12 protein-coding genes are annotated in these 15,157 nt (G+C 54.4%); 8 read left to right on the top strand and 4 right to left on the bottom strand.

Features of this window, described 5'->3' with window-relative positions; all coding sequences use genetic code 11:
• Nucleotides 1-403: 403 nt before the first annotated feature.
• Nucleotides 404-1,021: a trimeric intracellular cation channel family protein gene (locus JQN59_RS00430; protein ID WP_003024049.1), complete on the top strand. Its 618-nt coding sequence runs from the start codon at nucleotides 404-406 to the stop codon at nucleotides 1,019-1,021.
• Here JQN59_RS00430 and ligB read toward each other — a convergent pair.
• Nucleotides 1,018-2,697: an NAD-dependent DNA ligase LigB gene (gene ligB, locus JQN59_RS00425; RefSeq protein WP_149607898.1), complete on the bottom strand. Its 1,680-nt coding sequence runs from the start codon at nucleotides 2,695-2,697 to the stop codon at nucleotides 1,018-1,020. The genes JQN59_RS00430 and ligB overlap by 4 nt on opposite strands.
• A 261-nt stretch (nucleotides 2,698-2,958) precedes the next feature.
• Here ligB and gmk point away from each other — a divergent pair, with 261 nt between their 5' ends.
• From gmk to recG, 5 genes are read left to right on the top strand one after another with little or no spacing between them, the layout of a single operon-like run.
• The gene (gene gmk, locus JQN59_RS00420) at nucleotides 2,959-3,582 is read left to right on the top strand and encodes a guanylate kinase (protein ID WP_003024042.1); all 624 of its coding nucleotides are present in this window, start codon (nucleotides 2,959-2,961) and stop codon (nucleotides 3,580-3,582) included.
• Between the two features lie 54 nt (nucleotides 3,583-3,636).
• Nucleotides 3,637-3,912 (top strand): DNA-directed RNA polymerase subunit omega, encoded by a 276-nt coding sequence (gene rpoZ, locus JQN59_RS00415; protein ID WP_000135058.1) that lies wholly within the window; start codon nucleotides 3,637-3,639, stop codon nucleotides 3,910-3,912.
• An 18-nt stretch (nucleotides 3,913-3,930) separates the two neighbouring features.
• Nucleotides 3,931-6,045, top strand: a complete 2,115-nt coding sequence (spoT, locus tag JQN59_RS00410) for a bifunctional GTP diphosphokinase/guanosine-3',5'-bis pyrophosphate 3'-pyrophosphohydrolase (protein ID WP_003024038.1) — start codon at nucleotides 3,931-3,933, stop codon at nucleotides 6,043-6,045.
• A gap of 4 nt (nucleotides 6,046-6,049) precedes the next feature.
• Nucleotides 6,050-6,739 carry a tRNA (guanosine(18)-2'-O)-methyltransferase TrmH gene (gene trmH, locus JQN59_RS00405; protein WP_032945382.1) on the top strand — a complete coding sequence of 230 codons (690 nt, stop codon included), beginning with the start codon at nucleotides 6,050-6,052 and terminating at the stop codon, nucleotides 6,737-6,739.
• A 5-nt stretch (nucleotides 6,740-6,744) separates the two neighbouring features.
• Entirely contained in the window at nucleotides 6,745-8,826 is a 2,082-nt protein-coding gene (gene recG / locus JQN59_RS00400) for an ATP-dependent DNA helicase RecG (RefSeq protein WP_149607899.1), read from the top strand.
• Nucleotides 8,827-8,868: 42 nt separating this feature from the next.
• Here the strand turns inward: recG and gltS are convergent, their stop codons facing one another.
• On the bottom strand, nucleotides 8,869-10,074 hold the full coding sequence (gene gltS / locus JQN59_RS00395) for a sodium/glutamate symporter (RefSeq protein WP_003024029.1): 1,206 nt from the start codon (nucleotides 10,072-10,074) through the stop codon (nucleotides 8,869-8,871).
• Between the two features lie 225 nt (nucleotides 10,075-10,299).
• Here gltS and xanP point away from each other — a divergent pair, with 225 nt between their 5' ends.
• Together xanP and JQN59_RS00385 are read left to right on the top strand one after the other, a co-directional pair.
• Nucleotides 10,300-11,691: a xanthine/proton symporter XanP gene (gene xanP / locus JQN59_RS00390; RefSeq protein WP_003024026.1), complete on the top strand. Its 1,392-nt coding sequence runs from the start codon at nucleotides 10,300-10,302 to the stop codon at nucleotides 11,689-11,691.
• A 121-nt stretch (nucleotides 11,692-11,812) separates the two neighbouring features.
• Nucleotides 11,813-13,522, top strand: coding sequence for an AsmA family protein (locus JQN59_RS00385; protein ID WP_149607900.1), 1,710 nt, complete (start codon nucleotides 11,813-11,815; stop codon nucleotides 13,520-13,522).
• 42 nt (nucleotides 13,523-13,564) lie between these two features.
• On the opposite strand, the gene JQN59_RS00380 is transcribed toward JQN59_RS00385, so the two are convergent.
• Nucleotides 13,565-14,242, bottom strand: coding sequence for a D-lyxose/D-mannose family sugar isomerase (locus JQN59_RS00380; RefSeq protein ID WP_149607901.1), 678 nt, complete (start codon nucleotides 14,240-14,242; stop codon nucleotides 13,565-13,567).
• Between the two features lie 49 nt (nucleotides 14,243-14,291).
• Nucleotides 14,292-15,152 carry a ketose-bisphosphate aldolase gene (locus tag JQN59_RS00375; RefSeq protein WP_003827236.1) on the bottom strand — a complete coding sequence of 287 codons (861 nt, stop codon included), beginning with the start codon at nucleotides 15,150-15,152 and terminating at the stop codon, nucleotides 14,292-14,294.
• Between the last annotated feature and the right edge of the window lie 5 nt (nucleotides 15,153-15,157).

Below are 15,157 nucleotides of genomic sequence, written 5' to 3'. Positions count from 1 at the left end.
AAATGCGCCTACACGCATAGAGGCGATAGCTGAGGGGAACCATTTTTCAGAATAGAAGCCGCTGCATATCAGAGTTTACTCAGGATGACGTCCCTAATGGCTTCTGGAGTGTCAACTTGTCCTATGGTCGGGGGGATAGTTTGATGAAATATCATACGTGGCTCGCCAGTAAACGGCGGCGCTACGCGTTTTTTCCGATGAGCATGTTTATAACTTCCCACTACGCATTATATTTTCTCATCTTTTATCAGCATCATTAATATCGTGATATCGCATATCATATGGCATTTTCGCCAAATCATCATTAGCTGTAGTTATTAAAATAACTTCACCTTAGAAAATCTCAATCGTGACAAGGCGCACAAATCGTTAACCTTAGCCCCCAGCAAATCAGGGGGAATACATGCTGTTACACGTTTTATATTTAATTGGTATTACTGCCGAAGCCATGACCGGTGCGCTTGCTGCTGGGCGTCGTCGTATGGATACATTTGGCGTCATCATCATTGCCACCGCGACGGCCATTGGCGGCGGATCGGTACGCGATATTCTTCTCGGCCACTATCCTCTTGGCTGGGTAAAGCACCCTGAATACGTCATTATCGTGGCGACCGCTGCGGTACTCACCACCATTATTGCTCCCGTCATGCCCTATCTGCGCAAAATATTCCTCGTACTGGATGCGCTGGGCCTTGTGGTCTTTTCTATTATCGGTGCTCAGGTGGCACTGGATATGGGCCATGGACCGATTATCGCCGTGGTCGCTGCGGTCACGACCGGCGTCTTCGGTGGCGTGTTACGCGACATGTTCTGCAAACGCATCCCGTTAGTGTTCCAGAAAGAGCTGTATGCTGGCGTATCATTCGCCGCTGCTGTGTTGTACATCGTGCTACAGCATTATGTCTCCAGTCATGATGTAGTGGTTATTTCTACTCTGCTCTTCGGCTTTACCGCCCGACTGCTGGCGCTGCGCCTGAAGTTAGGGCTACCGGTATTTTACTATCGCCATGAAGGCCATTAAGGCATAAAGCCCGCGATCCGCTGAGCAGCCAGCCAGTTGCTCAGCGCTATGACCTCCCTGGTCTCCAGCCACTGAATGATCTGTCGTGCCCGGCGTTCCCCCATTAAAGGGAGCTGCCGCCAGCTTTGCTCATCACGGTCCTGCAATTGTTGCCACGAAGCATCCCGACTGGCATTCAGGGTTGCCTGTGTTAACGGTATTCCCATGGCAATAACCCAACGTGTGAACGGAAGATGGCGCGACAGGTTGAACTGATGCCACATCTTCTCCCCTTTGCTTACGCCTAATGTGGACTGGAGCTGCTCCTGAGTTAATCCGAGCCAGGAAAAGATATGTTCAAAGTGATACGCCTGATGAAGGTCACGCCATCCTGCCTCGCCGATACCCTCCAGCCCCAGCACTTCTTTACCGCCCAGCCAGACCAGTCTGGCAACAAACTGTTCCTGGCACTCCGCTGTAGCATAAAAACAGGTTAGTGAATTGAAGCGCCCCTCGGGGGGTATTGGCTTAGTACGCTGAGTGCTGCGCCAGACCACCTCGTCTATACGGGGTATCCCTTGTCCGGCCAGGCTCACCAGAATCTGATCGCCAGGCGCGATATCCCATTCATTCCAGCGTCGGACGGAGCCAATATTGACGCGCTGTACGCGTTTATCATCCAGCATGACGGGAGTCAGCAATGCAACCACCGCAATTTTCCCGCTTTTACCAACGGAGAACTGAATACCCGTTACCTCAGATACCCTCGTCACGGGAGGATATTTCCACGCAGCCAGCCAGTCCCCCTGTCCGGGTAGCCAATACTGTGCCCGTGGTTCTTTTGCCGTTCGCACCACGACACCATCCGTCACAAAAGGTAATGCTGAACTCCACCACCTGGCGCGCGACTTTTCGACGTCATCCGCATTCTTCACGGCCTGAGTATAGCGTTGCGTGTAACTGAACCCGGCAGCCGTGAGCTGCTCCAGTCTTTCAGGCATGACCGCCGGACCATCAGGCCAGGCCCAGATAAAAATTGCCAGCGAGCGTAACATTTCCGGATTGCCCTGGCGCATCATTAATCCAGCAACCTTCGAGCGGGCGTTCATTCCCCCTATCTGCTTCTGAATATGCCCCTCTTGCTGCAAAAATATCTCACCCTGCAACGTACTGTTAGCGAGTTTCCCCTTGGTGGAATGTGGTACGGAAGGGATCTGCAGAACCTTTTGCGTCCAGTCTTCGCCTTTCAGGCCATTACCACGGCTAATCGCCCGTACCAGATTGCCATTGCGATAGACTAACGTCACCGCCACGCCATCCACCTTCGGTTGCACCCAGAGATCGCTGCGAGCGAGCATCCATTGCTGTAGCGCTTGCTTATCAGCTAGTTTTCGAACGCCCGTATGGGGAACTGGATGCGAGACGGTGCCACTTATTGGGGGCACAGACAGATCTGGTGGGACTTCATCGCCAAAACAGCGCTGCCACTGGATGAGTTGCGCATTGAGCTGGTCATAAACGCCGTCGTCTACGGCACTTTCCCCTTGTTTCCAGTAACTGTCATTCCACTGTGTAATCTGCTGCTGTAGTCGTGAAATTTCCTCGTTTGCCCTGGCAGGCGACCAGACGGGGCATACCGCCCACGCAGGTAAATGCCACACCAGTAAAACCAGCCCTATGCATTTCCATAATCCCATGCTATCTCCGCTGAACGATACGTTTCCCGGCAGGTATAGCGCGAAGTGAAATAGAAACAGAGCGGCAAAAATTCATCCTGCGAACAGCTTTCCGGACATTTGCATGTATTGCTGCAAATCATCGATAAAACAGGAAACTGGTACGCAAAACGCAATAAACATGCGCAAAAAGTGTGACAAGGGCTACGTCACATAGCGGCTACGTGTATAATAAGCCCGTATGTAGGCTCTCTTTCGACAATCACATACATTAAGATACTCATGGCTCAAGGCACGCTTTATATTGTTTCTGCCCCCAGTGGCGCGGGTAAATCCAGCCTGATTCAGGCTTTATTAAAGACCCAACCGTTGTATGACACCCAGGTTTCTGTTTCGCACACCACGCGCGCACCGCGCCCGGGGGAAGTGCACGGTGAACACTATTTCTTTGTGAACCATGATGAATTCAGAACCATGATTGGCAGAGACGCGTTCCTGGAACACGCGGAGGTTTTCGGTAATTACTACGGCACCTCGCGTGAAACCATTGAGCAAGTATTAGCATCCGGCGTAGACGTCTTTTTAGATATCGACTGGCAAGGTGCGCAGCAAATTCGTGAAAAAATGCCGCATGCGCGCAGTATTTTTATTTTGCCACCGTCTAAGATTGAGCTGGACCGCCGCCTGCGTGGCCGCGGTCAGGATAGCGAAGACGTGATCGCGAAACGTATGGCGCAAGCTGTTGCAGAAATGAGCCATTACGCCGAATATGATTATCTTATTGTGAATGATGATTTCGACACCGCCCTTGGCGATTTGAAAACCATCATTCGCGCCGAACGTCTGCGCATGAGCCGCCAAAAGCAGCGTCATGACGCTTTAATCAGCAAACTGTTGGCAGACTGAACCCACATTCAGTATCATGCCCAGTCATTTCTTCACCTGTGGAGCATTTTAAGTATGGCACGCGTAACTGTTCAGGACGCTGTAGAGAAAATTGGTAACCGTTTTGACCTGGTACTGGTCGCCGCGCGTCGCGCTCGTCAGATGCAGGTAGGCGGAAAGGATCCGCTCGTACCAGAAGAAAACGATAAAACTACCGTTATCGCGCTGCGCGAAATCGAAGAAGGTCTGATCAACAACCAGATCCTCGACGTGCGTGAGCGCCAGGAACAGCAAGAGCAGGAAGCCGCTGAATTACAAGCCGTTACCGCTATTGCTGAAGGTCGTCGTTAATCACAAAGCGGGTCGCCCTTGTATCTGTTTGAAAGCCTGAATCAACTGATTCAAAACTACCTGCCGGAAGACCAGATTAAGCGTCTTCGGCAGGCGTATCTCGTTGCACGTGACGCTCACGAGGGCCAGACACGTTCAAGCGGTGAACCCTATATCACGCACCCGGTAGCGGTAGCCTGCATTCTGGCCGAGATGAAACTCGACTACGAAACGCTGATGGCTGCGCTGCTGCATGACGTGATTGAAGATACCCCAGCCACCTATCAGGACATGGAACAGCTTTTTGGTAAAAGCGTTGCAGAGCTGGTAGAAGGGGTATCGAAGCTTGATAAGCTTAAGTTTCGCGATAAGAAAGAGGCGCAAGCTGAAAACTTTCGCAAAATGATTATGGCGATGGTGCAGGATATCCGCGTCATTCTCATCAAACTTGCCGACCGCACCCACAACATGCGCACGCTGGGCTCATTACGCCCGGACAAGCGTCGCCGCATCGCCCGTGAAACTCTCGAAATCTATAGTCCGCTGGCACACCGTTTAGGTATTCATCACATTAAAACCGAGCTGGAAGAGCTGGGTTTTGAAGCGCTGTACCCAAACCGCTATCGCGTGATTAAAGAAGTGGTTAAAGCCGCTCGCGGCAACCGCAAAGAGATGATCCAAAAAATCCTCTCTGAAATCGAAGGGCGTTTGCAGGAGGCAGGTATTCCGTGTCGCGTAAGCGGGCGTGAGAAGCACCTGTACTCTATTTACTGCAAAATGGTGCTCAAAGAGCAGCGTTTTCACTCCATCATGGATATCTACGCATTTCGCGTCATCGTTCATGATTCCGATACCTGCTATCGCGTACTCGGCCAGATGCACAGCCTGTACAAACCACGCCCTGGTCGCGTGAAAGACTATATCGCCATTCCGAAAGCGAACGGATATCAGTCTTTGCACACCTCAATGATCGGCCCTCATGGCGTCCCGGTTGAAGTACAGATTCGTACTGAAGACATGGACCAGATGGCAGAAATGGGTGTCGCAGCGCACTGGGCTTACAAAGAGCACGGCGGCGAAAGCAGCACCACTGCGCAAATCCGCGCTCAGCGCTGGATGCAAAGCTTGCTGGAACTGCAGCAGAGCGCCGGTAGCTCGTTTGAATTTATTGAAAGCGTCAAATCTGATCTCTTCCCGGATGAGATTTATGTTTTCACACCGGAAGGGCGAATTGTCGAACTGCCCGCTGGTGCAACGCCTGTCGACTTCGCCTACGCCGTGCATACCGATATCGGTCACGCCTGCGTCGGCGCGCGCGTCGACAGACAGCCTTACCCGCTTTCACAACCGCTCTTTAGCGGCCAGACCGTTGAGATTATCACCGCGCCGGGCGCACGTCCGAACGCAGCGTGGCTAAACTTCGTCGTCAGTTCGAAAGCGCGCGCCAAGATTCGCCAACTGTTGAAAAACCTCAAGCGCGATGATTCCGTCAGTCTGGGTCGTCGACTGCTCAACCATGCCCTGGGCGGTAGCCGTAAACTGGCTGAGATCCCCCCAGAGAGCATCCAGCGTGAGCTTGAGCGTATGAAGCTCGCCACGCTTGACGATCTGCTCGCAGAAATCGGTCTGGGTAATGCCATGAGCGTGGTGGTAGCGAAAAACCTCCAGCAAGGCGAAGCAACAGCGAACGTACCAGCACAATCTGGCCATGGTCATCTGCCGATCAAAGGCGCTGACGGCGTGCTGATCACCTTCGCGAAATGCTGTCGTCCAATTCCAGGCGATCCAATCATTGCCCACGTCAGTCCGGGTAAAGGTCTGGTGATCCACCATGAGTCCTGCCGTAATATTCGTGGCTACCAGAAAGAGCCAGAGAAGTTTATGGCGGTGGAATGGGATAAAGAGACGGAGCAGGAATTCATCACCGAGATTAAGGTGGATATGTTTAACCACCAGGGTGCTCTGGCGAACCTGACGGCGGCAATCAACACGACCACCTCCAATATTCAAAGTCTGAATACGGAAGAGAAAGATGGCCGCGTTTATAGCGCCTTTATTCGCCTGACCGCTCGCGATCGTGTGCACCTGGCGAATATCATGCGTAAAATCCGCGTCATGCCGGACGTGATAAAAGTCACCCGTAACCGAAACTAGTCTTATGAATGAACAGCGCTATGCACGTATCCGCGAGATGCTCGCACGTCGTCAGCCCGATCTGACCGTCTGCATGGAGCAGGTTCACAAACCTCATAACGTTTCTGCGATTATTCGTACTGCAGATGCGGTCGGCGTGCATGAAGTCCACGCCGTCTGGCCGGGTAGCCGTATGCGCACCATGGCCTCTTCTGCCGCAGGCAGCAACAGTTGGGTGCAGGTGAAAACTCACCTTACCATTGGCGATGCGGTCACACATTTAAAAAGCCGGGGCATGCAGGTCCTGGCAACCCATCTGTCAGATAAAGCCGTGGATTTTCGCGAGATTGATTACACGCGCCCCACCTGCATCCTGATGGGCCAGGAGAAAACCGGCATCACTCAGGAAGCGTTGGATCTGGCTGATCAGGACATCATCATTCCCATGACTGGCATGGTGCAGTCACTGAACGTTTCTGTCGCCTCCGCGCTGATTCTGTACGAAGCACAGCGCCAGCGGCAAAACGCGGGGATGTACCGACGAGAAAACAGCATGCTGCCACAAGAAGAGCAGCAGCGATTACTGTTTGAAGGCGGTTATCCGGTGCTGGCGAATGTCGCTAAGCGCAAAGGTCTTCCCTACCCTCACGTAAACACGCAGGGCGAAATTGAAGCCGATGCAACGTGGTGGGCCACTATGCAATCTGCGAGATAAACGCGATGAAAGGCCGTTTACTGGATGCCATCCCACTCAACTCTCTGACCGGCGTTGGCGCAGCGCAAAGCAGTAAACTGGCTAAAATTGGCCTGCACACCGTGCAGGACCTCCTGCTCCACCTCCCTTTGCGTTACGAAGACCGTACCCATCTATACCCAATTGGCGAACTGCTGCCGGGTGTCTATGCCACCGTTGAAGGCGAAGTGCTGAACTGCAATATCACCTTCGGCGGTCGCCGGATGATGACCTGTCAAATCAGCGATGGCTCGGGGATTCTCACCATGCGCTTTTTCAACTTCAGCGCAGCGATGAAAAACAGCCTTGCTACCGGGCGTAGGGTACTGGCCTACGGCGAAGCCAAACGCGGGAAATACGGCGCAGAGATGATTCACCCGGAATACCGCGTACAAGGCGATCTCAGCACGCCAGAATTGCAGGAAACACTCACACCAGTATATCCAACCACCGAAGGTGTGAAGCAGGCCACGCTGCGCAAGCTGACCGATCAGGCACTGGATCTGCTCGATACCTGCGCCATTGCCGAACTGCTGCCGCCAGAGCTGTTACAGGGCATGATGAGCCTACCCGAAGCACTGCGCACATTGCACCGCCCCCCACCGTCGCTGCAACTCAGCGATCTGGAAACCGGACAACATCCGGCGCAGCGACGTCTGATTCTCGAAGAACTGCTGGCACATAATCTCAGCATGCTGGCACTACGTGCCGGGGCACAGCGTTTTCACGCCCAGCCGTTAAGTGCTAACAACGCGCTAAAAGATAAGCTGCTGGCAGCATTGCCGTTCAAACCTACTGGCGCACAGGCCCGTGTTACCGCTGAGATTGAACGCGATATGGCACTGGATGTGCCGATGATGCGCCTGGTACAGGGTGATGTCGGCTCCGGTAAAACGCTGGTTGCCGCGCTGGCCGCGCTGCGGGCTATCGCACATGGTAAGCAGGTTGCGCTAATGGCTCCTACCGAACTATTGGCTGAACAGCATGCGAATAACTTCCGCAACTGGTTCGCGCCACTGGGCGTTGAAGTGGGCTGGCTGGCGGGCAAGCAGAAAGGCAAAGCGCGTCTGGCGCAACAGGAAGCTATTGCCAGCGGTCAGGTGCAGATGATTGTCGGCACGCACGCGATTTTCCAGGAACAGGTGCAGTTCAACGGGCTGGCGCTGGTTATCATCGACGAACAGCACCGCTTCGGCGTACATCAGCGTCTGGCGCTGTGGGAGAAAGGTCAGCAGCAGGGTTTCCACCCACACCAGCTAATCATGACCGCCACGCCGATTCCACGTACCCTGGCGATGACGGCCTATGCTGACCTCGACACGTCGGTCATTGACGAACTCCCTCCGGGGCGTACGCCGGTCACTACGGTCGCCATTCCGGATACCCGCCGCAGCGATATTATTGATCGCGTGCGCAACGCCTGTACCCACGAAGGACGTCAAGCATACTGGGTCTGTACGCTGATTGAAGAGTCTGACTTGTTGGAAGCTCAGGCGGCAGAAGCGACGTGGGAAGAGCTTAAACTGGCGCTGCCAGAACTCAATATTGGCCTGGTACACGGGCGCATGAAGCCCGCCGAGAAGCAGTCAGTAATGGCGGCCTTTAAGCAGGGTGAACTGCATCTGCTGGTTGCCACCACGGTGATTGAAGTGGGCGTGGACGTGCCAAACGCCAGCCTGATGATTATTGAAAACCCGGAACGCTTAGGTCTGGCCCAGTTGCACCAGTTGCGTGGTCGCGTAGGCCGTGGCGCGGTGGCCTCCCACTGCGTTCTGCTCTACAAATCACCGCTGTCTAAAACCGCGCAGAAACGCCTGCAGGTTCTGCGAGACAGCAACGACGGGTTCGTAATTGCGCAAAAAGATTTAGAGATTCGCGGTCCCGGCGAGCTGTTAGGTACTCGCCAGACCGGAACGGCAGAATTCAAGGTCGCAGATTTACTGCGCGATCAGGCGATTATCCCGGAAGTTCAGCGCATTGCCCGCCATATTCACGAACGTTATCCGCAACAGGCCGCGGCACTGATAGAGCGCTGGATGCCGGAAACCGAACGCTACTCCAACGCGTAGTTAATTCATAGCGGCGGCGGATGTTATCCCGCCGCACAGCCGTTATTGCGCGAAAATCGGTAACAGCAGATACAGCTTAATCACCAGCGCGTTGACGATATCGATAAAGAACGCCCCCACCATCGGCACCACCAGAAACGCCATATGGGATGGTCCAAAACGTTCGGTAATCGCCTGCATGTTGGCAATCGCCGTCGGCGTCGCGCCGAGACCAAAACCACAGTGTCCGGCTGCCAGCACGGCGGCATCGTAGTTCTTACCCATCATGCGCCAGGTGACGAATATCGCGTACAGCGCCATGAAAATAGTCTGCACAACCAGGATTGCCAGCATCGGCAAGGCCAGTGAAGCCAGTTCCCACAATTTCAGGCTCATCAACGCCATCGCCAGGAACAGCGACAGACTTACGTTACCCAGCACCGAAACTGCACGTTCGAACACCCGATAAAAACCCAGTAGCGCCAGACCGTTACTGAGGATCACCCCAACAAACAGGACGCAGACGAAGGTCGGCAATTCCAGCACTGTTCCAACCAGCATTTGCGCAACGATTTTACCCACCGTCAGACAGATAGCGATCAGAGCAATGGTTTCAATCAGCACCAGCGAAGTGATCATGCGCCCAACGTCCGGCTTTTCAAATGCGGTCGGCACGGCCTGATCGTCCGGCATACCGTCTGGCGTGGTGGAGTGTTTGACCAGATAGCGTGCCACCGGGCCGCCAATCAGCCCGCCCAGCACCAGACCAAACGTTGCGCAAGCCATTGCCACTTCAGTTGCATTGGTGAAGCCATAACGTTCAATAAACAGCTTGCTCCACGCGGCCCCGGTTCCGTGTCCACCAGAGAGGGTGATCGAGCCAGCGATCAGACCCATCAGCGGGTCCAGACCCAGCAGGGTCGCCATACCAATACCGATGGCGTTTTGCATCAGCAACAGGCCAACAACCACAATCAGAAAGATACCCACCACGCGGCCACCGGCACGCAAACTGGCGATATTGGCGTTCAGACCGATAGTGGCGAAGAAGGCCAGCATCAACGGATCGCGCAGGGTCATATCGAAATTCACTTCCCAACCCATGCTTTTTTTCAGCACCAGCAGCGCAATCGCCACCAGCAATCCGCCAGCAACGGGTTCGGGAATGGTGTATTTTTTCAGGAAGGAAACAGACTGGACGAGCTTACGTCCCAGCAGCAACACAAGGGTTGCCGCAACCAGCGTTGATAACGTATCGAGATAAAACATTTACAGCTCCATTAGTGCGTTTAGCACAATCACGCACGATGCATTCCAGACCGATTTTTAGCTCTTATTGAGTTTTCGGAGTGGATTTTAAGCAGAAAATGATGAAAAGTTATATAAAAATGTTTGTTTATCCGTTTTAAATATTAAGAATACCTGCTAGCAAACGTTTGCTTTTCTGCCCTGGTCAGATAAAATCACCGCTTTTCCACCATGGGATTGCCTCTGATGTCCGTTAACGCCGTAGAGTCAACAAATGCGCAACCGGTTGCGCAGACTCACAACAGTGAACTGATTTACCGTCTTGAAGATCGCCCCCCGTTAGCCCAGACCCTGTTTGCCGCCTGCCAGCATCTGCTGGCCATGTTCGTCGCGGTGATCACCCCTGCTCTGTTAATTTGCCAGGCGCTTGGTTTACCGGCTCAGGATACTCAACACATTATCAGTATGTCGCTGTTCGCCTCCGGCGTGGCTTCTATCATTCAGATCAAAGCCTGGGGGCCGGTCGGCTCAGGGCTGCTATCCATTCAGGGCACCAGCTTTAACTTTGTTGCGCCACTGATTATGGGCGGTACGGCGCTAAAAACCGGTGGCGCAGATGTCCCAACCATGATGGCGGCGCTGTTCGGTACGCTGATGCTGGCAAGCTGCACCGAGATGGTTATCTCGCGTGTCCTGCACCTGGCGCGTCGTATTATTACTCCGCTGGTCTCAGGGGTGGTGGTGATGATTATCGGCCTGTCGCTGATTCAGGTAGGTCTGACATCGATTGGCGGTGGCTATGCCGCAATGAGCGACAACACCTTTGGTGCGCCGAAGAATTTACTGTTGGCAGGCGTGGTGCTGGCGCTAATCATCCTGCTTAACCGTCAACGCAACCCGTACCTGCGCGTTGCGTCATTGGTGATTGCGATGGCGGCAGGCTATCTGCTGGCCTGGTTTATGGACATGCTGCCGCAAAATACCGCACCGGTAAGCCAGGACCTGCTGATGGTGCCAACGCCGCTGTATTATGGCCTGGGCATCGACTGGAGTTTACTGCTGCCGCTGATGCTGGTCTTTATGATTACCTCACTGGAAACCATCGGCGATATTACGGCCACTTCTGATGTCTCCGAGCAGCCGGTTTCGGGTCCGCTGTATATGAAGCGCCTGAAAGGCGGTGTGCTGGCGAACGGTCTGAACTCGTTTGTTTCCGCCGTGTTCAACACCTTCCCGAACTCCTGTTTTGGCCAGAACAACGGGGTGATTCAGTTAACAGGCGTTGCCAGCCGCTACGTTGGTTTTGTGGTGGCGCTGATGTTAATCGCGCTGGGCCTGTTCCCGGCAGTCAGCGGTTTTGTACAGCATATTCCTGAGCCGGTACTGGGCGGCGCAACACTGGTGATGTTCGGTACTATCGCAGCATCCGGTGTGCGTATCGTGTCCCGCGAGCCGTTGAACCGCCGCGCGATTCTGATTATCGCGCTGTCGCTGGCCGTTGGTCTGGGTGTTTCCCAGCAGCCGCTGATTCTCCAGTTCGCCCCGGATTGGGTGAAAAACCTGCTCTCTTCCGGTATCGCCGCTGGCGGTATTACCGCAATCGTTCTGAATCTGGTATTCCCGCCAGAAAAGCAATAAGCAAAATGCGGCGTTGGTTCTGAATCAACGCCGCTGTAACGCTCTTTCACCATTCCCGCCTTGAGCATTACGCCTAAATCGTGCATAACTTGACTATGTGCACTTCGCGGGATGGAAGACCATGAAATTTATTGGAAAGCTGCTTCTTTACGTGCTGATCGCCCTTGCAGTGGCGATTCTCGGCCTTTATTTTCTACTGCAAACCCGCTGGGGGGCAGAGCACGTCAGCGCCTGGGTTTCGGAGAACAGCAGCTACCATCTGGCGTTTGATGCCATCGATCACCGGTTTTCCTCCCCTTCCCATATTCTGCTGGAAAACGTCACCTTTGGCCGGGATGGTCAGCCCGCAACGCTGGTCGCTAAAACGGTCGATATTGGGCTGAGTAGCCGCCAAATCACCGACCCGCTGCACGTAGACACCATTTTGTTGCAAAACGGCACACTGAATCTTTCCCAGCAAACCGCGCCGCTACCGTTCCAGGCCGATCGCCTGCAATTGCAGGATATGGCGCTTAACAGCCCCGGCAGCGAGTGGAACCTCAGCGCCCAGCGCGTTAACGGCGGCGTCATTCCCTGGAGCCCTGAGGCAGGTAAAATTCTCGGGAGCAAAGCGCAAATTCAGCTCAGCGCCAGTTCGTTGACGCTCAACGATGTTCCAACTACCAACGTCTTGATTGAAGGCAGCATCGACCATGACCGGGTGACGCTAAGCAATATTGGCGCTGACGTGGCGCGTGGGGCATTAACCGGCGTGGCGCAACGCAATGCAGACGGAAGTTGGGTTGTGGAGAATCTGCGCCTGAACGATATCCGGCTGCAAAGCGACAAATCGCTGGCCGACTTTTTTGCCCCGTTAAGCACTATTCCTTCCCTGCAAATTGGTCGTCTGGAAGTGACGGATGCCCGTCTGCAAGGCCCCGACTGGGCGGTGACGGATCTCGATCTGAGCTTGCGCAACATGACCTTCAGTAAGGACGACTGGCAAACTCAGGAAGGAAAATTGTCGATGAACGCCAGCGAGTTTATTTACGGCTCTCTGCACTTCTTCGACCCGATTCTGAACGCCGAGTTCTCACCGCAGGGCATTGCGCTGCGCCAGTTCACCACCCGCTGGGAAGGCGGTATGGTCAGAACATCCGGAAACTGGATGCGCAGCAACAAAGCGCTGGTCCTTGACGATGCCGCGATTGCTGGTCTGGAATACACGCTGCCGGAAAACTGGAAGCAGCTGTGGATGAAACCCCTGCCAGCGTGGCTAAACAGCCTGACGCTGAAGAAATTCAGCGCCAGCCGCAATCTGGTGATAGATATCGACCCGAATTTCCCGTGGCAGCTCACCGCGCTGGACGGCTACGGCGCTAACCTCGGGCTGGTACAGAACAATCAGTGGGGGATCTGGAGCGGTAGCGCCACCCTCAACGCCGCTGCCGCTACCTTTAACCGTACGGATGTGCGTCGTCCTTCTCTGGCGCTAACGGCAAACAGCAGCACCATCAATATCAGCGAACTGAGCGCCTATACGGAAAAAGGACTGCTGGAGACCACCGCCAGCATTTCGCAGCTACCTCAGCGCCAGACGCAGGTCAGCCTGAACGGGCGCGGCGTGCCAATGACGATCCTGCAGCAGTGGGGCTGGCCCGCACTGCCGCTTTCCGGGGATGGCAACATCCAGCTTACTGCCAGCGGCAATATTCAGGCCGATGCGCCTCTCAAGCCAACGGTCAACGGTCAGTTACATGCGGTGAACGTGGAGAAACAGCAGGTAACGCAAACTATGCAGGCGGGCGTGGTTTCGGGGAGTGAAGTCACTGCACCACCACCTGCACAATGATTTATTGCCCGGTGACGCTTCGCTTACCGGGCCTACTCACGCTCATAAACGAATATATTCACTGCACAGCAGCCACTTCACCGGCTCGTCTTCTTCAATCACCGGGAAGCGACCGCCAGGTTCCAGAAAGTGATTGTCATGCTGGTCGTCATTGACCATCGAGATTTCCCAGCCCAGCACGAACGCCTTCTCCGCCCAAAAGCGATGATACAAGCGCGGTGGCAGGCACACTCCTTGTCCCGGTTTCAATACCAGCGTCTCGCCAGCGTTAACTGTACGCCGCTGACCATCCACGCTAACCTCAACAACGCGTCGGGCGTCATACTCATCATCAGGCGTGACCCACGCCAGCTGCATACATAAATCACCGCCGCCGCGATTAACGATATCTTCCATTTTATGGCGATGAAAATGCCATGACGTTTGCTGATCCTGCTGAATTTGCAGCATCTTTTCGGCATACGGTTTGGGGTAATCCGCTGACCCCATCAGACCATTGCGCAACGTTAGTAACGTCAGCCCCGTTTGCGCAAAATCTCCGTGCCCGAAGTCGGTAATATCCCAGCCCAACTGGAGATCACGCACTTCACGCCACAGAGTTTGATCCTGTTGCCGCCAGGCATCGACCGTAAAATACGCGAAATCAGGCAGACAGACCCGAAAAGTCTCAGCTATGGCATGCGCTTTATCGACGGCATAATTAATGTGTGAACGCTTCATTGCACTTTTCCTTGTTGCGAAAGAGGCGGGTCGCCCCGCCTGCATGCCGTTAGTAAAGTGATGCTTTGCCGGTTGAACCGAACAGTTTCATTTTGTGGCGGATCACGTCCCGCGCGGCGCTAATGGCTTCCGGATAGATTACGTTCGGGTCCCACCAGGTTTCTTTCGCCAGGATTTCGCGGACTTTCTGGAAGTAGGCGTATTTCATATCGCTGGAAATGTTGATTTTGCCAACGCCCAGCGTCACGGATTCGGCAATTTCCGCATCCGGGTTCGCGGAACCACCGTGCAGCACCAGCGGAATATCCACACGCCCGGCGATGTCGCGCAGGATGTTCATTTGCAGCTCAGGCTGCATCCCTTTCGGGTAGATCCCGTGCGCGGTTCCAATCGCCACCGCCAGCGTGTCTGCACCGGTTCGGGCGATAAAATCCTCTGCCTGAGCAGGATCGGTATAAGTAACCTTCGACACGCCGCCTTCCACTGACGTCCCGGTCTGGCCAATCGTTCCCAACTCCCCTTCCACCGAAACACCTACCGCATGCGCCAATTTGACCACTTCGCGGGTCAGCGCCACGTTCTCTTCATATGGCAGCAACGAGCCATCAATCATCACCGAGGTAAACCCACACTGAATCGCCCGCAGGACATGCTCAACCGAAGCGCCGTGGTCCAGATGCAGAGTAAAGGGAACCGGGCTACGCATGGTGATATCACGGACGTAGCTAAAAAACGCATCGCCGACAAAATCATGTTCGCTGGGGTGAATGGAGATAATCGCCGGGGTATTGGTCGCTTCCGCTTCTTCCACTACTGCGCGTACAAAGCAGCTGTCCGCCACGTTGAATGCGCCGATGGCAAAACCGTGCTGACGGGTAGGTTGCAGCAATTCTTTCATCGAAACTAACATGTTAA

The organism is Citrobacter sp. B72, from assembly GCF_016894305.1.
Lineage (GTDB): Bacteria > Pseudomonadota > Gammaproteobacteria > Enterobacterales > Enterobacteriaceae > Citrobacter > Citrobacter portucalensis.
The sequence above is the reverse complement of the archived record's forward strand: the minus strand, read 5'-3'. Positions and strand labels throughout refer to the sequence as shown.